Annotated in this window: 15 protein-coding genes; 13 read left to right on the plus strand and 2 right to left on the minus strand. The window is 72.4% G+C overall.

Going from position 1 to position 20239, the window contains the following annotated elements; all coding sequences use genetic code 11:
• Positions 1–48 precede the first annotated feature (48 nt).
• The 12 genes from EAO75_RS17870 to paaE all read left to right on the plus strand — a co-directional run bounded on the left by EAO75_RS17870 (position 49) and on the right by paaE (position 16286).
• Positions 49–384 carry a hypothetical protein gene (locus EAO75_RS17870; RefSeq protein WP_147996083.1) on the plus strand — a complete coding sequence of 112 codons (336 nt, stop codon included), beginning with the start codon at positions 49–51 and terminating at the stop codon, positions 382–384.
• Positions 381–773, plus strand: a complete 393-nt coding sequence (locus EAO75_RS17875; RefSeq protein WP_147996084.1) for a GPW/gp25 family protein — start codon at positions 381–383, stop codon at positions 771–773. The genes EAO75_RS17870 and EAO75_RS17875 overlap by 4 nt, the downstream gene beginning before the upstream one ends.
• A complete protein-coding gene (locus EAO75_RS17880; RefSeq protein WP_147996085.1) occupies positions 770–3874 on the plus strand; it encodes a putative baseplate assembly protein in 3105 nt (1034 codons plus the stop codon). Before EAO75_RS17875 ends, EAO75_RS17880 begins: the two co-directional genes overlap by 4 nt.
• On the plus strand, positions 3871–7692 hold the full coding sequence (locus EAO75_RS17885; protein WP_147996086.1) for a putative baseplate assembly protein: 3822 nt from the start codon (positions 3871–3873) through the stop codon (positions 7690–7692). The genes EAO75_RS17880 and EAO75_RS17885 overlap by 4 nt, the downstream gene beginning before the upstream one ends.
• Positions 7692–9878 (plus strand): hypothetical protein, encoded by a 2187-nt coding sequence (locus EAO75_RS17890; RefSeq protein ID WP_147996087.1) that lies wholly within the window; start codon positions 7692–7694, stop codon positions 9876–9878. Before EAO75_RS17885 ends, EAO75_RS17890 begins: the two co-directional genes overlap by 1 nt.
• A 102-nt stretch (positions 9879–9980) precedes the next feature.
• The gene (locus tag EAO75_RS17895) at positions 9981–11528 is read left to right on the plus strand and encodes a DUF6519 domain-containing protein (protein ID WP_147996088.1); all 1548 of its coding nucleotides are present in this window, start codon (positions 9981–9983) and stop codon (positions 11526–11528) included.
• On the plus strand, positions 11528–12418 hold the full coding sequence (locus tag EAO75_RS17900) for a peptidoglycan-binding protein (protein ID WP_147996089.1): 891 nt from the start codon (positions 11528–11530) through the stop codon (positions 12416–12418). Before EAO75_RS17895 ends, EAO75_RS17900 begins: the two co-directional genes overlap by 1 nt.
• Before the next feature lie 143 nt (positions 12419–12561).
• The gene (gene paaA, locus EAO75_RS17905; RefSeq protein WP_147996090.1) at positions 12562–13539 is read left to right on the plus strand and encodes a 1,2-phenylacetyl-CoA epoxidase subunit PaaA; all 978 of its coding nucleotides are present in this window, start codon (positions 12562–12564) and stop codon (positions 13537–13539) included.
• Entirely contained in the window at positions 13536–13829 is a 294-nt protein-coding gene (paaB, locus tag EAO75_RS17910; RefSeq protein ID WP_147996091.1) for a 1,2-phenylacetyl-CoA epoxidase subunit PaaB, read from the plus strand. Before paaA ends, paaB begins: the two co-directional genes overlap by 4 nt.
• A gap of 10 nt (positions 13830–13839) precedes the next feature.
• Positions 13840–14667: a 1,2-phenylacetyl-CoA epoxidase subunit PaaC gene (gene paaC, locus EAO75_RS17915; protein ID WP_147996092.1), complete on the plus strand. Its 828-nt coding sequence runs from the start codon at positions 13840–13842 to the stop codon at positions 14665–14667.
• The gene (gene paaD / locus EAO75_RS17920) at positions 14661–15170 is read left to right on the plus strand and encodes a 1,2-phenylacetyl-CoA epoxidase subunit PaaD (protein ID WP_147996093.1); all 510 of its coding nucleotides are present in this window, start codon (positions 14661–14663) and stop codon (positions 15168–15170) included. Before paaC ends, paaD begins: the two co-directional genes overlap by 7 nt.
• Positions 15171–16286, plus strand: a complete 1116-nt coding sequence (gene paaE, locus EAO75_RS17925; RefSeq protein ID WP_147996094.1) for a 1,2-phenylacetyl-CoA epoxidase subunit PaaE — start codon at positions 15171–15173, stop codon at positions 16284–16286.
• 154 nt (positions 16287–16440) lie between these two features.
• Here paaE and EAO75_RS17930 read toward each other — a convergent pair whose 3' ends face one another.
• On the minus strand, positions 16441–18606 hold the full coding sequence (locus EAO75_RS17930; RefSeq protein ID WP_147996095.1) for a TerD family protein: 2166 nt from the start codon (positions 18604–18606) through the stop codon (positions 16441–16443).
• Between the two features lie 166 nt (positions 18607–18772).
• On the opposite strand from EAO75_RS17930, the gene EAO75_RS17935 reads away from it, so the two are divergent.
• Positions 18773–19735 (plus strand): Dyp-type peroxidase, encoded by a 963-nt coding sequence (locus tag EAO75_RS17935; protein WP_147996096.1) that lies wholly within the window; start codon positions 18773–18775, stop codon positions 19733–19735.
• Positions 19736–19750: 15 nt separating this feature from the next.
• Here the strand turns inward: EAO75_RS17935 and EAO75_RS17940 are convergent, their stop codons facing one another.
• Positions 19751–20143, minus strand: coding sequence for a DUF5997 family protein (locus EAO75_RS17940; RefSeq protein ID WP_147996097.1), 393 nt, complete (start codon positions 20141–20143; stop codon positions 19751–19753).
• Positions 20144–20239 lie beyond the last annotated feature (96 nt).

The following is a 20239-nucleotide window of genomic DNA, read 5'->3' on the forward strand; positions in this document are numbered from 1 at the left end:
AGCGATGAAGCGATGACATCGACGAAGAAAGACGGGGGAGCACGAACCATGTCCGGGAGTCTGCTCGACGCCGGTGCCGTGATCGGCTGTCCGCACGGCGGCCGCGTCGCGCCCGCCACCACACCCTCCGGCGGCGTACGCCTCGGGGGCGCCGCCGTCGCCACGGCCGCACACAGCTACCTCGTCACCGGCTGCCCGCACACCGTGAACGGCGTGCCCTCGCCGTGCGTGTCGGTCCGCTGGACCGCCGACGGCACCGGCGTCACCGTCGACGGCCGGCCCGTGCTGCTCGACACGTCCGCGGCCCAGTGCTTCAGCGCGGCCTTCGTGCCGCAGGGACCACCCGTCGTCCAGGCCGCGCAGCGAAAGGTCACCATCCGATGAGCCGCCACACCGCCGGGCGCCCCCGCAGCGACCTCGCGTTCCCCTTCCGCGCCGACCGCCGGGGCCGTACCGCGCACGCCACCCGTGGCGAGCACGTCCACGACCTGATCGAGCAGCTGCTGTTCACCAGCCCCGGCGAACGCGTGATGCGGCCCGACTTCGGCTGCGGGCTTCTCGATCTGGTCTTCGCCCCGACCAGCCCGGAACTCGTCAGCACCCTCGAACTCTCCGTCCATGCCTCGCTCCAGCGCTGGCTCGGCGACCTCATCGACGTGGAGGCCCTCGACGTGGTCAGCGAGGACAACGTCGTCCGTGTGTATCTGTCGTACGTCGTGCGCGCCGACGGCGCCCAGCGCGACGACGTGTTCGAAGGGAGGGCCACGGCATGACCGGGACGACCACAACCCCCTCCCGCCGGGCCAAGGTCCGCGCCGCCCAGCTGGGCGGCGTCGACGCCGTCGAGGTCAGCGACGACGGGCTCCTCCTCACCGTCACCTTCCTCGGCAAGGCCCCGCACGGCCTCGGCCCCGAGAACGTCCGCATCGACGGCGGCCGCCGCATCACCGGCATCACCGCCGTGGACGTCAGCGTGGAGCGCGAGGAGGACCCCGAGCTCGACGACCGGCTCTACGTCACCCTCGACCAGGCCGGCGACACCTCCCGCTACCGGCTCTCCCTCGTCGAGACCGACCCGTACGGACGGCCCGGGACGGAGCCGTACCGCGGCTTCGACCAGCGCTACCACAGCGCCACGTTCGCCTTCCGGCCCGACTGCCCGACTCCCTTCGACTGCAAGGAAGATGAGCCGGAGGCGCCTCAATTCCCGGCGGCGCCCGTCATCGACTACACCGCCCGCGACTACGACACCATCCGCAAGCTGCTGCTGGACCGGCTCGCGCTCACCACGCCCGACTGGGTCGAACGCAACCCCGCCGACCTGGGCGTGACACTCGTCGAGCTGCTCGCCCACACCGGCGACCAGATCAGCTACCAGCAGGACGCGGTCGCCACCGAGGCCTACCTCGACACCGCGCGGCGGCGCGTCTCCGTACGCCGACACGTACGGCTCATCGACTACGCGATGCACGACGGCTGCACGGCCCGCGCGTTCGTCGCCGTCGAGTCCGCCGGCGACCACACGCTCGCCCCGGGCACCTACCGCTTCGCCTCCGTCGACGTCCGCACCCTCGACCCGCACGACCGTCCGGAGCCCGGCACGGTCGTCGACGAGGCCGATCTCGGCGACCTCGACGAGCGCGGCTCGGTGGAGGTCTTCGAACCCGTCGTGACCGAGGACCCGTTGGAGCTGCGCGTCGCGCACAATGAGATCCGGCTGTGGACCTGGGGCGGCGAGGTCTGCACCCTGGCGAAGGGCGCCACCTCCGCCACCCTGCGCGACGAGTGGGAGGACCCGGAGACCTGCCGGGACCGCCGACTCGACCTGAAGCCCGGCGACCTGCTCGTCCTGGAAGAGGTCAAGGGACCGCGCACCGGCACCCCCGGCGACGCGGACCCGAGCCACCGGCAGGCCGTCCGGCTGACCTCCGTCACCCCGGCCCTGGACCGGATCGAGGACCAGCCGGTCCTGGAGGTCACCTGGGCCGCCGAGGACGCCCTGCGCTTCCCGCTCTGCCTCACCACGCGTGGCGGCCGCGACTGCCTGCCCGTCGAGGACGTGACCCTCGCCCGCGGCAACGTCGTCCTGGTCGACCACGGCCGTACGCTCCACGGGCTCCCCGAGACGTTCACCGTCCCGCAGGTACCCGCCGAGGTCGCCCCCTGCGACCCTCCCGCCTTCGGCTGCTACGACCGCGACGAGGGCAACGCCCCCGCCCGGCTCATCAACTCCCTCACCGACAAGGCGGAATCCGGCGACGCGCTGGCCCCCGACGACATCCGCGAGCTCTTCGAGGTCGTCGGCGAATCAGCCACCAACCGTGCCGGACTCGGCCTTGAGCGCGCCGGCCAGCGCCACGAGCGCGTCGTGCCCGGCACGTCCTACGCCCAGGCCGCCGCCCTGCGCACACTGCTCGCCCAGTCCGTCTACCCGGGCATCCAGCCCCGCTTCCGCCCCGTCCTCGGGCGTACGCCGGTCACGCAGGCGGTGCCGTTCCCGGAGCCGGCCACGGTCGCCGCCGGACAGGCCGCGCGGATCGGCGCGATTCCGGGACGGGCGCGGCAGCGGCTCGTCGAGCTCTGGCGCAGCGCCCGCGACCGCGACGGCCTCGCGGAGGGCGAGATCGCCGAACTCGCGGTCATCTACGGTCTGCGGATCCTGGAGCGCATCGAGCTGCGCCGCCATCCCGTCCGTGCCCTGCGCGAACTCCTGTTCCGCAGTGACCAGTTGCTCGACGCCAAGCTGCGCCGGATCGAGGTCCTCACGGCGCGCGCCCGCGCGGGCACTGTCCTGGACGGGCACATCGCCTGGGAGATCGCCCACAGCTGGGGTCCGTCGTACGCCGCCGGACTGCACCCCGACGAGCTGGTGCTGCGCGGTTCCGCGACCGCCGCCCTCGGCCAGGACCCGCGCCGCGCCCTGCCCGCCGTACGCCTCCACACGGGCGAGGACGAGATCTGGGAGCCGCGCCGCGACCTGCTCGACAGCGGCCCGCGTGACCGGCACTTCGTCGGCGAGCTGCAGGACGACGGCCGGCTCTCCCTGCGCTTCGGTGACGGACGCCACGGCGCCGCGCCGACGCCGGGGTCCCGGCTCGCCGCGCACTACCGCCTCGGCGGCGGCACGGCCGGCAACGTCGGCGCGGAGGCCATCAACCACCTCGTCGTCCAGTCCGACTGCGAGACACCGCCCGCCGCCGTCGTGCGCAACCCGCTGCCCGCCGTCGGCGGCACGGAACCCGAACCCGTCGAGCAGGTACGCCAGTTGGCCCCGCTCGACCTGCGCCGCACCCGCCTGCGCGCGGTCACCGCCGAGGACTACGCGGCCCTCGCCGGAGCCCTGCCCGGCGTCCAGCGGGCAGCGGCTGAGCTGCGCTGGACCGGCAGCGTCCAGGAAGCGCACATCGCCGTCGACGCGTACGGCACCGGCGCCCCGTCGGCCGAGCTGCTCGCCTCCGTCGCCCAGGCCCTGGAGCCGTACCGGCGCATCGGCCACGACCTCGTCGTCGACGCCGCGCGCCTGGTCCCGCTGGACATCGCGCTCACCGTGTGCGCCAAGCCCGGCCACCAGCACGGGCAGATCCTGGCCGAGCTGTACCGCGTAGTCGGCAGCGGTGTACGGGGCTTCTTCCACCCGGACGCGCTGACCTTCGGCGAGCCGGTGCGGCTCAGCCGTCTGGTCGCCGTCGCCGCGGCCGTGCCCGGTGTGGAGAGCGTCCAGGTCACCCGGCTGCGAAGGCTGTTCGAGCCGGACCGAGGAGAGAGGGAGGACGGCGTGCTGCGGCTCGGCCCGCTGGAGATCGCCACCTGCGACAACGACCCGGACCGGCCGGAGAACGGCCGGCTGGCGATATCCCTGGGAGGTGCCCGATGACCGGGGTCCCGACGACCGAGGGCACGTTCCCCGACGAGTGCGGCTGCGGCGGCGCCTGCCGCGGCGGCCACGACGAACGCCTCGCCCCGGCCCCCGTGCACAACCCGCCCGGCCGCACGGCCCTGGACTACCGCGTAGGCGAGTACGGCTCCTTCCGGGCCGCACTCCTCGACCGGCTCGCCTCACCGGCGTATCCGGCTCTGGGGGGCCTCACCGTCCGTACTCCGGACGACCCGGCGATCGGCCTCCTCGACGCCACCGCCGTCCTCGGCGATCTGCTCACGTTCCACTCCGAGCGCATCGCCGACGAGGCCTACATCCGTACGGCCAACGAGCACCGCTCCCTGGTCCTGCTCGGCCGCCTCGTCGGCCACCGCCCGCGCCCCGGCGTCGCCGCCGCCACGCACCTGGCGTACACCCTGGAGCGCGACCCCCGCGCCGAGGCGCTGCCGGTGCTGATCCCGCGCGGCGCCCGCAGCCACAGCGTGCCGGCCTCGGCCGACGAGCAGTCCCTGACCTTCGAGACCAGCCGTGACGTGACGGCCCGCTGGGACTGGAACGAGCTGAAGGTGCGCCGCCGGCGCCCCTCCCTCGTCACGCCCGAGGACATGGAGCGGCGCTCGGAGATCTTCGTCGAGGGCACGGCGAACTCCCTCCAGACCGGCGACCAGTTGCTCTTCGTCTTCGGTGAACAGGCGGGTGGCGAGCGGAAGTTGCTCCCGGTCGCGAAGGCGCGGGTCGACCGGGAGGACGAGATCACGGCGATCTCCCTGCCGAAGTCGGCGCCGCCGACTCTGAAGGAGCTCGTCGACGAGGTACGGCGTTGGACCGCCGAGCCGGCGGCTCCGGGGGAGCCGGGCGATGAGCCGCCGACGCCGGAAGTTCCGAACCCTCGCCCGGTCAGTCGGCTGATCGAGGACTTCGAGGACCAGGTTCTCGCGCCGCTGCGGGAGGACCTGGACGGGATCAAGAGTCCCGAGCGGCTTGCGGCGCGGCTTGTGGAGCCGGTGGCGCGTCTGGGTGAGGCTCAGGTGTTGGCGGAGCCCTACGAGGATGTTGCTGTCTGGTTCGAGCAGTTGGAGGCAGTGCTGGCCGAACTCGGCGAACGTGCACTGGAGTTGGCACCGGCGCAATCGGAAGAGCCGGGTAGTCGGTCGCCTGCCGCGCCGCCCGGGCCGGTCGCGCAGTTCCCCGCGCCCCTTAAGGGCGGCGAGGCGCGTACCGCTGCTCTCGAAGCCCTGGGCGCTGTGCTTCCCGCCCTGCGCGCCTCGGCCCCCGCCCCGCGCGGCGGCACCGGCTCCCAGCGCCCCGGCACCGACACCGCCCGCCTGCTCTCCGCCCTCAACCCCGGCCTCGGCAGCCTCTACCCGGCCTGGCGCACGGCCGCCGCTCCTGGCAGCCCGCGGCTCCTGCGCGATCTGCTCGCCATGCGGGTCACCGCCGCGCCCTTCGGCGCCACCGCCCCGCTCAAGCCGGTCCAGGACGACCGCGGCCGGGTCATCCGCACCGCCGACTGGCCGCTGACCGGTGCCGTGCTGGCGAGCATGCGCGTCGTGTACGACACATCGGGCCGGACCCCGGTCCGCGCCGAGTTCCAGTACGTCGAGGGCAGCAGCTCCGACCAGCGCGCCGAGAACCTGCCGGTCACCCAGCCGTTGACCTTCCCGCTCGGCACGGGCCGGGTCGAGCTGTCCGTGCGCTCCGGCCAGGACCGCGACCTCAACTGGCTCAACCGCCGCCCCACCGACTCCCAGGAGCCCGGCGTCACGGCCCACTTCCTCACGGGACTGCCCGAGCGCACGCTCTTCGTGTCCCGGCCCAACGACGAAGGCCTGGTGCACGTCGGCATCCACAACGGCGACTCCGAGCAGAAGGAGCTGCGGCCCGGCGACACGAAGCAGTTCACCCATGGCGAGTACGAGGTCAGCGTCAAGTACACGGTGGGCACCACCGAGCCCAACGTCGAGGTCGTCCTCGCCAGCAAGCCCGAGCCCCTCAACCGCCGTATCCTCCAGCTGGACACGGTCCACACCGGCATCACGGTCGGCAGCTGGGTCGCCGTTCAGCGCCCCGCCAAGGGCGCCGAGAAGGGCATCCCCGGCGACGCCAAGCTCGCGTTCGTCACCAGCCAGGTCGTCGCGGCGCGTACGGCGGCCTACAGCAACTACGGCATCACCGGACGCGGCACCGAACTCACCCTGGCCGACCCGTGGTTGGACGAGTTCGACGTCCTGCTCTCGCACATCCGCGACACCACCGTCCACGCGGCCGGCGAACCGCTCCGGCTCGCCGACGAACCGCTCGGCGAGGACATCCACGGCAACGAGATCGAACTCGCCGAGCTGTACGACGGGTTGCGGCCCGGCCGCACGCTCATGGTCAGCGGCGAGCGCAGCGACATCCCGGGGACGGCGGGAGTGAAGGCCACCGAGGTCGTCGTCATCGCCGCCGCCGACCCGGCCGTCGACCCGCAACTGCCCGGCGATCACGTCCACACCCGCCTGACCCTGACGGCCGACCTCGCTCATCGCTACCGCCGCGAGAGCGTCAGGATCCTCGGCAACGTCGTCGAGGCCACCCACGGCGAGAGCCGCGAGGAGGCCATCGGCAGCGGTGACTCGGACCGCGTGAACCAGACCTTCGCGCTCTGGCAGTCCCCGCTCACCTGGCTCGCCGACGACAACCCCCTCGGCGCCACCCCGGTCCTTCAGATCCGGGTCGACGGCGTCCAGTGGCACGAGGTGGACAGCCTCGCCGGACGCGGCCCCGGCGAGCGGGTCTACATCACCGGCTCCACCGCCGACGGCCGTACGACGGTGACCTTCGGCGACGGCATCAACGGCGCCCGGCTGCCCTCCGGCCACGAGAACATCCGCGCCCGCTACCGCTTCGGCACCGGCAAGGCCGCCAACGTCGCCGCCGACCGCGTCACCCAGCCCCTCACCCGGCCGCTCGGCGTCACGCAGGTGACCAACCCGCGCCCGMCGAAGGGCGGCGCGGACGCGGACGGCCCCGGCCTGACCCGCCGTACGATCCCGCTCGCCGTCTCGGCGCTGGACCGCCTGGTCTCCGAGTCCGACTACGAGGACTTCGCCCGCTCCCGCGCCGGCATCGGCCGGGCCGCCGCGCGCGAACTCTTCGACGGGCGCCGCCGCATGCTGCACGTGACGGTCGCAGGCACCGACGACGTGCCGATCGACGACGACTCCGACACGCTGAGGGCCCTGCGCGGTGCGCTCACCGAGTACGGGGACCTGAACCTCCCGGTCCGGGTGGACGTACGCGAACTGGTCCTGCTGCTCATCGCCGCCAAGGTGAAGGTCGCCCCCGACCACGCCTGGGAGTTCGTGGAGCCGCGGCTGCGCCAGGCGCTGCTCGGCCGACTCGGCTACGAGGGACGGGAGTTGGGCAGGCCCGCCCGCCTCTCCGACGTCCTCGCCACCGCCCACTCCGTGCCCGGCGTCGACTACGTGGACGTGGACGTCTTCACCGGCGTCCCCGCGTCCGCCACGGCCGAGGAACTCACCGGGACCCTCACCGACCCCGGGCCGCCCAGGGCGTCGGTCCCGGCGCACCCGGCGACGTACGACGAGAAGATCCACACGGTCCGCGCCGCGAACGGCGAGACGCTGTCGGAGATCTGCGCCAAGTACGGCGTCCCGCTCGCCGAACTCGTTCGCCTGAACCCCGACATCACCGACACCCGGCGCCTGGCGAAGGGCCGTTCGGTGTTCGTCTTCCGCGGTATCCGCCCGGCCCAGCTCGCGATGCTGTCGCCCAAGGCCGCGGACACCCTGATTCTGACGGAGGTCAAGTGATGGCCGCGAACTCGGCGGACGTCAAGTTGGAGACGGCTACCGCGTCCAGGGAACCGGACGGGCTCGCCGCGCTGCTGCCCCGCTGGCACCTGCTGCGCGACGCCGAGGAGGGCGAACCGCTGCGCGCGCTGCTCGCGGTGATCGCCGAGCAGCTCGACCGGGTCCGCGACGGCGTCGAGCAGGGCTACGAGGACCTGTTCGTGGAGACGGCCGCCCCCTGGGTGCTGCCGTACCTCGGCGATCTGGTCGGCTACCGCACCCTGCCCGGCTACGAGCGGGTCCTGACGACCGGCCTGCACGAGGGGGGCCGCGCCGCCCTAGCCGAGGCCGTCGCCCCGCGCGCCGACGTGGCCGCCACCGTCGCGGGCCGCCGCCGCAAGGGCACCCTCCACCTCCTGGAGGAACTCTCCGACCAGGTCACCGGCTGGCCCGCGCGCGCCGTCGAGCTGTCCCGGCAGGTCTCCCACACCCAGCCGGTGAAGCTGTACGGCGACACAGGCGCCCACCGGGGCGAACGCGGCCGGCTCGTCGACCTGCGCGACAACTCCGCCCTCGACCTCGCGGGCGGCCCGTTCGGCGCGACGGCCCGCACGGTCGACGTCCGCCGCGCCAACTCCCGGCACCGACAGGGTGGTTGGACCCCGGCGGGCGTCGCCCTCTTCGTCTGGCGGCTGAAGGCGCACTCGCTCACGCAGTCCCCGGCGTACTGCATCGACCGCGCCCGCAACCTCTACACCTTCTCGATCCTCGGCAACGACACCCCGCTGGTCACCAAGCCGTTCCCGGAGCCGTCGCCCACACACATCGCGACCATCGACAACGTCCCGGCCTTCATCACCCGCCGACAGCTCCACGACCGGCTCGCCGACTACTACGGCCCCGGCAAGAGCCTCGTCATCCGGCGTGACGGCGAGGACCAGCCCGTACCGCCCTCCGACATCGTGGTCGCCGACCTGTCCGACTGGCGTTACCGCCCCAAGCGTGGGCAGGTCGCCGTGGACCCGGAGCTGGGCCGGATCGCGTTCGGGTCGAGGTCGGCGCCCCGGCAGGGCGTGTGGGTGGACTACCACCACGCGTTCGGCGCGGACATGGGCGGCGGTGAGTACGACCGCCCCGACCGCGAGCCCCGGCCCGAGGCGGCGGTCTACCGGGTCGGCCCCGGGCAGCCGTACCGCCAGATCATGGACGCCTACCGGGCCTGGCAGCACGACCGCAGGGCCGAGCGGACCGGCCCCGACGGCATCATCGAGATCACGCACAGCGGCGCCTACCAGGAGCAGCTGGACTTCGACCTCGACCCCGGCGACCGCCTGGAGGTCCGGGCCGCCGAGGGCACCCGGCCGGTGATTCGCCTGCTCGACTGGTACAGCAACCGCCCCGACGCCCTCAACATCCGTGCCGTGTCGGAGGACTGCGCCCCGCACGAGCGTCCGCGCATCGTCCTCGACGGCCTGCTGGTCGCCGGGCGCGGCATCAACGTCACCGGCCCCATGGGGGCGGTCGTCGTACGGCACTCCACGCTCGTGCCCGGCTGGTCGCTGGAGCCCGAGTGCGACCCGCACTCGCCCGAGGAACCCAGCATCGTCCTGGAGCGCACCACCGCGTGTGTCCAGATCGAGCACAGCATCCTCGGCACCATCGAGGTCATCGGCGACGAGGTGAGCGAGGACCCCCTCGACATCCATCTGCGCGACAGCATCCTCGACGCCACCGGCCACGGTCGCGAGGCCCTGTCCGCGCCGGACTGCCGCCACGCCCACGCGGTGCTCCACCTGCACCGCACCACCGTGATCGGCGAGATCTTCACCCACGCCGTGCAGATCGCCGAGAACTCGATCCTCACCGGACGGCTCCATGTGGCCCGGCGCGGCATCGGCTGCCTCAGGTACTCGTATGTGCCGCCCGGCTCGCGCACCCCGCGCCGGTTCCGGTGCCGGCCCGACCTCGCCGGACTCGAACAGGCCGGTCGAGTAAGGCCGTTGTTCACGTCCGAGCGCTACGGGACGCCCTGGTACGGCCTGTTGGCGGACCGGTGCGCCGAGGAGATCCGGCGCGGCTCGGACGACGGCGCCGAGATGGGCGCCTTCCACGACCTGTACCGGCCGCAGCGCGAGGACGGCCTCAGGGCACGGCTCGCGGAGTACACCCCGGCGGGCACGGACGCCGGGATCTTCTTCGTGACGTGAGGCGAGACATGACCCGTGACGTGACTTCGGACATGCGTTGCGACGTGCGCGCCGCCGCCGTAAGCCCTACCCGCACTTTCCTGAACCAGGGGGACCCCCTTCATGCACGCTGATCTCTCCCGCCTCACGTTCCGCCCGCAGCGGCGCTACTCGGCGGTCATCGCTCAGCAGGGCCGCGTTCAGCTCGACGCCGACATCAACGAGCAGACCGCGATCCAGCTGCACCAGGCCCGCACCCTCGCCGCCGACCTCATCGGCCGGCACGGCGGGCCGCGTGACGCCGCGGGCTTCAAGGTCGACTACGTGGGCGGCAAGCACGACATCGACACGCTCCACATCCACGGCGGCCGCTACTACGTCGACGGCATCCTGCTGGACGCGACCCGCCACGCGCCCGGCGTGCCGGTCCCGGACGAGGACGCCGAGGAGCAGGAGGCCGCCGCGCCGCCCCCGTACTGGACCTACTGGGACCAGCCCGACGGCTTCCGCGACCAGGAGAAGCCCGGCGACCGGCTGCCCTCGCCCGCCCAGACGCCCTTCGTGGTCTACCTGAACGTGTGGGAGCGCGCCGTCTCCGCAGCCGAGGACCCGGCCCTGCGCGAGGTCGCCCTCGGTGCCGCGATGCCGGACACCGCGGCCCGGGTGAAGGTCGTCTGGCAGGTGCTGCCGCTGTCGCTGGCCGCGCTGGACATCGAGGAGACCGACCCGTCGAAGGAGGTCGTGCGGGCCGCCTTCGACAAGTGGGCGCAGAAGCAGGCCACGCCCACCGCGCGCCTGGCCGCCCGCAGCGAGCGGCCCGACCACGCCGACGAGGACCCCTGCCTGGTCAAGCCGGACGCCCGCTACCGCGGCCAGGAGAACCAGCTGTACCGCGTCGAGGTGCACGCGGGCGGCGAGGCCAAGGACGCCACCTTCAAGTGGTCCCGGGAGAACGGCTCGGTGGTCTTCCCGGTCGACGAACTCGACGGCACCTGGGTGCAGTTGGCGTCCCTCGGCCACGACGACAAGCTGGACCTGGACGTCGGCGACCATGTCGAGCTCGTCGACACCGCGTACGCCTCCCGCCTCGAACCCCTGCCCCTGCTGCGGGTCGAGGAACTGGACCTGCCCGGCCGCCGGGTCCGTCTGAGCGCCGAGCCCGACCAGTCCGTCGGACGGCTGCCCCACCTCAACCCGTTCCTGCGCCGCTGGGACCACCACGAGGGGCCGAAGCGCAAGGGCCGTACGACCGCCCTGAAGGGCGGGGCCGTCCCCGTCACGGAAGGGGAGTGGCTGCCGCTGGAGGACGGCGTCGAGGTGTACTTCACCAAGGGCGCCGGCTACCGGACCGGCGACCACTGGATCATCCCCGCCCGCACCGCCACCGGCAGCGTCGAGTGGCCCACGGACGCCGCCCGGCGCCCGCTGCTCCAGGCGCCCGCCGGCATCGTCCGCTCCTTCGCGCCGCTGGCTCTGGTCAAGGGCGAGCACGGCACCGTGGACCTGCGTCTCGCCTTCACCCCGCTGGCCAGCAGCATCCCGGCCGCGGACGAGGCGACGCTCGCGGCGGAGGAACAGGCGCGCCGCGAGGAGCAGTTGGCGGAGGACCCGTCCCGCGGGAGGTCGCAGACCACGGCGGATGCGGAGGCGGCGGCGGAAGGAGACGAGTGATGGCCAAGCCCCTGAGCGCGTCCAAGCTGGTGGAGATCCTCCGCGCGGAGGGCCTCACGGTCCACGAGGTCCGCAGCTGGCGCACCCACAACCGCAACGGCAAGGGCCCCTGGGGCCCGGTGAACGGCGTGATGATCCACCACACCGTCACCAAGGGCACCGAGGCGTCGGTGAACATCTGCTACAACGGCTACTCCGGCCTGCCCGGCCCGCTCTGCCACGGCGTCATCGACAAGCAGGGCCACATCCACCTCGTCGGCAACGGCCGCGCCAACCACGCCGGTCTCGGCGACAGCGACGTCCTGCGCGCCGTGATCAACGAGTCCAGGCTGCCGCACGACAACGAGGCCGACACCGACGGCAACGCCCGCTTCTACGGCTTCGAGTGCATCAACCTCGGCGACGGCAGGGACCCCTGGCCCGAGGCGCAGAAGGAGGCCATCGAGAAGGTCTCCGCCGCGATCTGCCGGCACCACGGCTGGAGCGAGCGCTCGGTGATCGGGCACAAGGAGTGGCAGCCGGGCAAGCAGGACCCGCGCGGCTTCACCATGGACGGCATGCGGGGACGCATCGCGCAGCGGCTCAAGGGCGGGGGAGGAGGAGGGACCCCCGAGCCGGACCCGAAGCCCGCGCCCAAGCCGAAGCTGGAGCCCTTCCCGGGCAGCGGCTTCTTCCACATCGGCCAGAAGTCGCCGATCATCACCGCGATGGGCCGCCGCCTGGTCGCTGAGGGATGCGGCCGCTACGAGGACGGCCCGAGCCCCGAGTGGACCGAGGCCGACCGCCGCTCCTACGCGGCCTGGCAGCACAAGCTCGGCTTCAAGGGCAAGGACGCGGACGGCATCCCCGGCAAGGTCAGCTGGGACAAGCTGAAGGTGCCCAACGTGTGACGGTCCGCGACAGGCAGTGAGACGGCCCAGGTACCCCGCGGGGGTGTCCTGGGCCGTTTTCGCGCGTTCGAAGGGTCTTGCTCCCCTGGCGGAAACACGTCACACTGGATACCGAACGAATGGTCGGTTGGGAAGCGGGAGCGATGACGACCTCACACTCCGCCGAGGCGCCCCCTGAAGGGCCGCTGCAGGAGCACTTCGACGCGACGATCTCGCGCGACCAGCGGATCGAGCCGCGGGACTGGATGCCGGATGGCTATCGCAAGACGCTGATCCGGCAGATCGCGCAGCACGCCCACTCGGAGATCATCGGCATGCAGCCCGAGGGCGAGTGGATCAGCCGCGCCCCGTCGCTGCGCCGCAAGGCCATCCTGTTCGCCAAGGTCCAGGACGAGGCCGGGCACGGGCTGTACCTGTACTCGGCGGCGGAGACCCTGGGCGCCGACCGCGCCGACCTCACCGACCGGCTGATCGAGGGCCGCCAGAAGTACTCGTCGATCTTCAACTACCCGACCACGAGCTTCGCCGACGTCGGCGTGATCGGCTGGTTCGTGGACGGCGCGGCGATCTGCAACCAGGTGCRGCTGTGCCGCAGCTCGTACGGGCCGTACGCGCGCGCGATGGTGCGGATCTGCAAGGAGGAGTCGTTCCACCAGCGGCAGGGCTACGAGCTGCTGATGACGATGATGCGCGGCACCGACGCCCAGCGGGAGATGGTGCAGGACGCCGTGAACCGGTGGTGGTGGCCGTCCCTGATGATGTTCGGCCCGCCCGACGACGCCTCGCCCAACTCCGCGCAGTCGATGGCCTGGAAGATCAAACGGCACAGCAACGACGAGCTGCGCCGGCGCTTCGTCGACATGACCGTCCCGCAGGCCGAGAAGCTCGGCGTCACCCTGCCCGACCCGGAGCTGCGCTGGAACGCCGAGCTCGGTCACCACGACTTCGGCACCCCCGACTGGGACGAGCTGATGCGGGTCATCAAGGGCGTCGGGCCGTGCAACGCCCAGCGGATGGAGCGGCGCAGGAGCGCCCACGAAGAGGGCGCCTGGGTGCGGGAGGCGGCCACCGCCCACGCGGCCAAGCAGGCCGCCCGCCAGGAGAAGGGAGCGGTGGCATGAGTGCCGAGAAGCAGGACTGGCCGCTGTACGAGGTGTTCGTACGGGGCAAGCGCGGGCTCAACCACGTCCACGTGGGCTCGCTGCACGCCGCAGACGACCGGATGGCGCTCACCCACGCGCGCGACCTGTACACGCGCCGCAACGAGGGCGTGTCGATCTGGGTGGTGCGCTCCGAGCACATCGCCGCCTCCACACGCGACGAGAAGGACCCGTTCTTCGCGCCCAGCGCCGACAAGGTCTACCGGCACCCGACGTTCTACGACATCCCCGACGACGTCCCGCACATCTGAAGGAGAGGGCATGAGTGACGACCACGTCTACATGACCCTCGCCGAGGGACACGAGGACGACACCCGCTGGGCCTACGGCACCGGCTTCGAGGACCCCCTGCACGGCGTCGACACCACCGTGCCCGAAGGCGTCGACACCGGCGAACTGGCCGCACTGTGCGTCGCGTTGGCCGACGACGCGCTGGTCTCGGCCCAGCGCCTGGGCGAGTGGGTCACCCGCGCCCCCGAGCTGGAGGAGGAGGTGGCGCTGGCCAACATCGGCCTCGACCTCCTCGGCCAGGCCCGCCTGCTCTACTCCCGCGCCGGCCAGGCCGACGGCACCGGACGCGACGAGGACGCCTACGCCTACTTCCGCGACGCCGGCGACTTCCGCAACGTACGCCTGGCCGAACTGCCCTGCGGCGACTTCGCGTTCTCGATCGTGCGGCTGCTGGTGCTGTCCAGCTGGCGCCTCGCCCACTTCGAGCGGCTTGCCTCCCACCCGGACCCCGTGCTCTCGGCGATCGCCGCGAAGGGCGTCAAGGAACTGACCTACCACCGGCAGTACGCGGCGGAATGGGCGGTGCGCCTGGGCGACGGCACGGACGAGTCGCACCGCCGGATGCGCCGGGCCCAGGAGCAAGTGGCCCCCTACATCGGCGAGTTGTTCACGGCGTACGACGTCCGGGACGAGGTGGTCGCCGTCATCCGCCAGGTCACCGCGGCGGCCGGACTGCCCATGCCGGTGTACCGCCCGCTGCCCGGATCCGGCCGCGACGGCGAGCACACCGAGCATCTCGCCCCGCTGCTGGCCGAGTTGCAGGGCGTGGCCCGCGCCCACCCGGAGGCGACATGGTGACGACCCTGCTCGACGCCCGGCGCGCCCGGCACGTCGCCGCGCGGGTGCCGGACCCCGAGCTGCCCATGCTCACCCTGGCCGACCTGGGCGTCCTGCGCGACGTCGAGCTGACCGAGGACGGCACGGTCGTCGCGAGCCTCACCCCGACCTACTCGGGCTGCCCGGCCATGGCCGAGATGCGGGCGGACGTCGCGGCGCGGCTGCGTGACGCCGGGTACGCGCGCGTGGAGATCCGTACGGTCCTCGACCCGCCGTGGACGAGCGACTGGATCACCCCGGCCGGCCGCTCCAAGCTCGCCGAGCACGGCATCGCCCCGCCCGGCCCCGCACCGCGCGGCGGCCCCGTCGCGCTCGTGCTGTCCCCCACCCGGCAGGCGGTGGCCTGCCCGCGCTGCGGGTCGGCGGACACCGAGGAGACCTCCCGCTTCGCCGCCACCTCGTGCAAGGCGCTGTGGCGCTGCCGCGCCTGCCGTGAGCCGTTCGAGTACGTCAAGGAGATCTGAATGGAAGGCGTCACCGAAGCAGGGACGGCCGCCGCGCTGCGCCCGCGCACCCGCCGCCGTCCGGCCTTCCACCGCCTGCGCGTGGCCGCCATCCAGCCCCTGTGCGCGGACGCGGTCGCCGTCGGCTTCGACATCCCGGCGGAGCTGGCCGAGGAGTTCGCGTTCGAGCCCGGTCAGTCGCTGACACTGCGGCGCGAGATCGACGGGCGCGACGAGCGGCGGTCGTACTCGATCTGCTCGCCGGTCGGGTCGAGCCCGCGCATCGGCGTACGGGTCGTGCCGGGCGGCCTCTTCTCGTCCTGGCTCGTGGGCGACGTGCGCCCCGGCGACACCGTCGAGGTGATGGCCCCCACCGGCGCCTTCACCCCCGACCTGACCACGCCCGGCCACCATGTGCTGATCGCGGCGGGATCCGGCATCACACCCATGATGTCCATCGCCGAGTCCGTCCTCGCCGCCGACTCCCGCTCGACGGTCACTCTCTTCTACGGCAACCGTCGCACCGACACCGTGATGTTCGCCGACGATCTCGCCGACCTGAAGGACCTCTACCCGACCCGGTTCCAGCTCGCCCACGTGCTGTCCCGCGAACCCCGCGAGGCCGAGGTGCTCTCCGGCCGGATCGACGCCGAGCGGCTCGCGGCGCTCGTGGACGCGCTGGTCGACGTGACGAGCGCCGACCACTGGTGGCTGTGCGGCCCGCACGGCATGGTCCGGGACGCACAGGGGGTGCTCGCGGGCCTCGGCGTCCCGGACGAGCGGGTGCACCAGGAGCTGTTCTTCGCCGACGACGAGCCGGTTCGGGAGGTGCACCACGAGGAGGCCGGCCCGCAGGGACCCGTCAGCCAGGTCACCATCACGCTCGACGGCCGCTCCACCTCCGCCGCCCTGCCGAGGGAGCGCTCCATCCTCGACGGCGCCCAACGCACCCGCCCCGACCTGCCGTTCGCCTGCAAGGGCGGCGTCTGCGGCACCTGCCGCGCACTCGTCACCGACGGCAAGGCCGACATGCGGCGCAACTTCGCCCTGGAGGCTGCCGAGGTGGACGCGGGATACGTGCTGACCTGCCAGTCGTACCCCGTCTCCGAGACGCTGACGGTCGACTACGACAGCTGAAAAAGGTCTCGGGCCGTCCCCCCATCYATGGGGGGACGGCCCGAGACCTTGCGCCAAGGGCGAGGAGAGCGAGGGGACTAGTTCCATTGAAGCCGCTCTCACGGCGTTGAGAAGGAAGCCCCCTTCATGGCCTCGCCACGGCTCACGCTATCAGTCACTCCGGGATCAGGTCGCGCATATTTTCGGGGGTCACGATCCGCGAGTCCGGGTGCAGTCCCTCGGGCCGCTGGAGACCGATGAAGGTGACCGGACCGTCCGGGACCTTCTCCCCGTCCCACAGGGTCGTCGTCGTGGCGTCCATCAGGCCGACGAGGTACCGAATCGTGAGCTGCTCACGCTCGACGATGCCGCGCAGCAGCGTCGCCACCGACACCCGGTTGCCCTCGACACGGTTGGCCGCCGGGTTGCCGTTGAGGTACAGGTGCAGCCACTTGGCACGCCAACGGCCGTCCTCCCCGCGCTGGAACGCCAGCGGCAGCGCCACCCGGCCGGGACCGCGCAGCTCCGACTTCATGCGCACGGTACGCGGCTCGAACGGACGCCCCCGCTGCTCGCCCTCGCGCAGCATGAACCCGAAGAACGACTCCTCGACCTCCTCGAAGCCCTCCCCGGAGAAGAGGTTGACCTGCGGCACGATGAACGTGCCGCGCACGGCGTCCAGTCGCAGGTTGATGAACTCCGAGGCCCCGTTCGGCGCTTCCGTGATGTCGCCGGAGTGCTCTCCTTCCAGCTCGCTGAGGTTGGTGTAGGACAGCCAGAAGACAGTGTCGTACTCGGCGTCCAGCACCAGCGCCGACAGGTCGTAGTCCGTGGTCCGGTTCTTCTGCTTCCAGTACACGAAGAAGCGCAGCAGCTCGCCGTCGACCGGCGACACCGAGCCGCGCGGCAGCACGCCGAGGCCGGACGAGACCGCCTTGCCGCTGAGCGGCAGCGCGACGTCCAGGACGTCCGGGTCGATCAGCAGATGCCCCGGAGCCGGCAGCCGGCGCCGCAACTCCGCGTCCAGCACGGCGATCAGCCGCTCCCGCTCGGCCGCCGGCACGGGCGCGCGGGTGTCCTCGGTGACCCAGGCGCTGCCCCGGCGGTTGACGAAGACACGGCGCGGGCCGTTGTCCCTTGCGCGGTTGTGCAGATGCTCACGCACCGACAGCAGGACCCGCCCGGCGACCCGTGCGGCGACCTCCTCGACGGCGGCCACGAGTGCGTCCAGCTCCTGTGCCGTGAGCGCCCCGCGCAGCAGCCGGTCCAGCGCGCGCAGCAGCCTGCCCGGCGCGGACTTGAGCAGCCGCACCGCGCCGGTGACGTCCCCCGCGCCGAGCAGCTCCTCGACCTGGCTGTCGAAGGAACGCGCCCGCTTCTCGCCCCGGGCGACCGCGAACACGTCGGCGGCGTGCGGCCACTGCGGGTACTCGTGCGGGTGCAGCCGCTCGCCCAGCCGTTTGAAGTCCTCGCGGTGCGCATGGACGTCCGCGAGCTTGGCGGGCGCCGCGGCGACCACCGAGTCCAGGCCCGCCAGCAGGGCGCGGCGCACCGGCCGGGACAGTCCCCGAAATCGCGTGGCCTCCGCGAGCGTCACATCGCCGTCCGACACCGCGCAGGCCAGCCGCAGCACATCGGTGACCGTGTCCAGCAGCAGCCCCGAACCGGTCCGAATCCGGGCCCGGTTGACCACGGCACGGTTCTCCCGGACCGGGATCGCCTCGGGCTGCGGCCCGTCCGCGCAGGCCTCGGCGAGCACGCCGAGATCACGCAGGTCGTCCTCGCCCAGCGGCGTGCTGCTGCCCGCCAACGCCAGGTACAGGGCCCCGACTTCGGCGTCCGCGTCATCGCCGAGATGCAGGACCGTCATCCGGTCGCCGGCCGCGGCGATCAGTTCCTCGTGGTGGCCGAGCATCTCGGCGTACGTGTGCTGGTAGCGGCCGTACGACGGCAGCGTGAGCAGATCGACGACACCCGTGCTCAGCTGCTCCAGGACGCCCCCGCGCGCCGCGTCGTCGGCGAGTGCCTCGGCGATGCAGCGCATCCAGAAGTCCATGGTGTCCGGCACGTTGGCCGGGAAGTCGACGAAGTACACGTTGTGCCGGACATGGTCGCCGACCATCTCGCGCACCGTGCCCAGCGTCCGCACCGCGGTGTCGACGACCGCGCCCTCGGACAGCCCCGACAGCCGCTCCAGCAGCTCGGCCGAGAGCTTGAAGCCCACGGACATGAGCGCGGCGTCGAACTGCCGCGCTGCGACGGCGCCTTCGCCGGCGGGGCCGGTGGGGCGCGGGATGCGACGGGTGTGCCGGATGACCAGGGGTTCGAGACGGTGGACCATGCCGGGATGATCCCAGAACCGCACGAGCGTTCGCATGCGGGTTTTTGCGGCCGAACCCGCCGATCCCGCCTCGCACACGCGCCAGAAGTGCGGGAATTCGCCGGGTATCGTTCCCGGTTCGGCCGGGCATCGTTAGGTGGCGGGGTCCGAGGGTGAGAGGGGAACCATGCCGTCATCCAAGCCGTCGTCCATACGGTCGGCCGGTGCGCTGCCGCAGCCGGTGCTGAGTCAGCCGGCGCCCGTCGCGGTGTTCCTGGTGGTCACGATCGAACCCGGAGGCGAGAGCGCGGTACGCGATCTGCTGGCCGGGCTCGCGGGACTGGTCCGAGCCGTCGGCTTCCCCAGCCCGGACGGAGGTCTGTGCTGCGTGGCCGGTGTGGGATCCGCGGCCTGGGACCGGCTGTTCGAGGGTCCGCGTCCCCAACAGCTCCATCCCTTCGAGGAGTTGGAGGGCACCCGGCACCGCGCCGTGGCCACCCCGGGTGATCTGCTCTTCCACATCCGCGCCGCCCGCACGGATCTGTGCTTCGCCCTGTCCGCCGAGATCATGAAGCGGCTGCGCGGAGCGGTCACCGTCCAGGACGAGGTCCAGGCCTTCGCCTACTTCGACTCCCGCAACCTCCTCGGCTTCGTCGACGGCACCGAGAACCCGGTCGGCCAGGCGGCTGACGAGGCGGCGATCGTCGGCGACGAGGACCCCGCGTTCCAGGCCGGCAGCTACGCGCTCGTGCAGAAGTACGTGCACGACGTCGACGCCTGGGAGGCGCTGGCCGTCGAGGCCCAGGAGAAGGTGATAGGGCGCTCCAAGCTGACCAACATCGAACTCGATGTGCCCGGCTCCCACATCGACGTGAACACGGTCACCGGCCCCGATGGGGAGGAGCTGGAGATACTCCGGGGCGCCATGCCGTTCGGCAGGCCCGGCCACGGCGAGTTCGGCACGTACTTCATCGCGTACGCGCGGACCCCCGAGATCCCGGAGACCATGCTCCGCAAGATGTTCCTCGGCCGCCCCGAATCCGGCCCCGACCCGATCCTCGACTACTCCCAGGCCGTCACCGGAACCCTGTTCTTCGTGCCCTCGGCCACCTTCCTGGAGTCGATCCCGGAAGGGGAAAGCAGGGACTGACCGAGCCGGACCGGGTCAGGACTGCCGCGCCTCGCGCTCGGCGTCGCGCTTCTTGATCCGGGCCGCCTCCTTGCGGACGTCGGCCTGAGTGGCCCGCTCCTTGGCCAGCCACTCGGGCTGCTCCTGCTTGAGCGCCTCGATCTGCTCGGTGGTCAGGGGCTCGGTGACCCCGCCGCGGGCCAGGCCCGCGATGGAGACGCCGAGCTTCTGCGCCACGACCGGGCGGGGGTGCGGTCCGTCGCGTCGCAGGTCGCTCAGCCACTGCGGCGGGTCGGCCTGGAGCGCGTTCAGTTCCGCGCGTGTGACGACCCCCTCGCGGAACTCGGCGGGGGTGGCTTCGAGGTACACACCCAGCTTCTTCGCCGCGGTGGCGGGCTTCATGGTCTGGGTGCTTTGGTGCGACGTCATGGTCCCAAGGGTATCGAGTGGGTGAACGCCCGCCGACCACGCCCGGTAACCTGGCCAGGTGACAGGCTCGGAAGCACCCCCGCCCTCCCCCCAGGC

This window comes from Streptomyces sp. UW30 (assembly GCF_008042075.1).
In the GTDB taxonomy this organism is placed as follows: domain Bacteria; phylum Actinomycetota; class Actinomycetes; order Streptomycetales; family Streptomycetaceae; genus Streptomyces.

What these genes read in the sequence shown, in the direction of transcription:
- EAO75_RS17870 (WP_147996083.1), top strand. Translation starts at nt 49, where the DNA reads ATGTCCGGGAGTCTGCTCGACGCCGGTGCCGTGATCGGCTGTCCGCAC.
- EAO75_RS17875 (WP_147996084.1), top strand. Translation starts at nt 381, where the DNA reads ATGAGCCGCCACACCGCCGGGCGCCCCCGCAGCGACCTCGCGTTCCCC.
- EAO75_RS17880 (WP_147996085.1), top strand. Translation starts at nt 770, where the DNA reads ATGACCGGGACGACCACAACCCCCTCCCGCCGGGCCAAGGTCCGCGCC.
- EAO75_RS17890 (WP_147996087.1), top strand. Translation starts at nt 7,692, where the DNA reads ATGGCCGCGAACTCGGCGGACGTCAAGTTGGAGACGGCTACCGCGTCC.
- EAO75_RS17895 (WP_147996088.1), top strand. Translation starts at nt 9,981, where the DNA reads ATGCACGCTGATCTCTCCCGCCTCACGTTCCGCCCGCAGCGGCGCTAC.
- EAO75_RS17900 (WP_147996089.1), top strand. Translation starts at nt 11,528, where the DNA reads ATGGCCAAGCCCCTGAGCGCGTCCAAGCTGGTGGAGATCCTCCGCGCG.
- paaB (WP_147996091.1), top strand. Translation starts at nt 13,536, where the DNA reads ATGAGTGCCGAGAAGCAGGACTGGCCGCTGTACGAGGTGTTCGTACGG.
- paaC (WP_147996092.1), top strand. Translation starts at nt 13,840, where the DNA reads ATGAGTGACGACCACGTCTACATGACCCTCGCCGAGGGACACGAGGAC.
- paaD (WP_147996093.1), top strand. Translation starts at nt 14,661, where the DNA reads ATGGTGACGACCCTGCTCGACGCCCGGCGCGCCCGGCACGTCGCCGCG.
- paaE (WP_147996094.1), top strand. Translation starts at nt 15,171, where the DNA reads ATGGAAGGCGTCACCGAAGCAGGGACGGCCGCCGCGCTGCGCCCGCGC.
- EAO75_RS17930 (WP_147996095.1), bottom strand. Translation starts at nt 18,606, where the DNA reads ATGGTCCACCGTCTCGAACCCCTGGTCATCCGGCACACCCGTCGCATC.
- EAO75_RS17935 (WP_147996096.1), top strand. Translation starts at nt 18,773, where the DNA reads ATGCCGTCATCCAAGCCGTCGTCCATACGGTCGGCCGGTGCGCTGCCG.
- EAO75_RS17940 (WP_147996097.1), bottom strand. Translation starts at nt 20,143, where the DNA reads ATGACGTCGCACCAAAGCACCCAGACCATGAAGCCCGCCACCGCGGCG.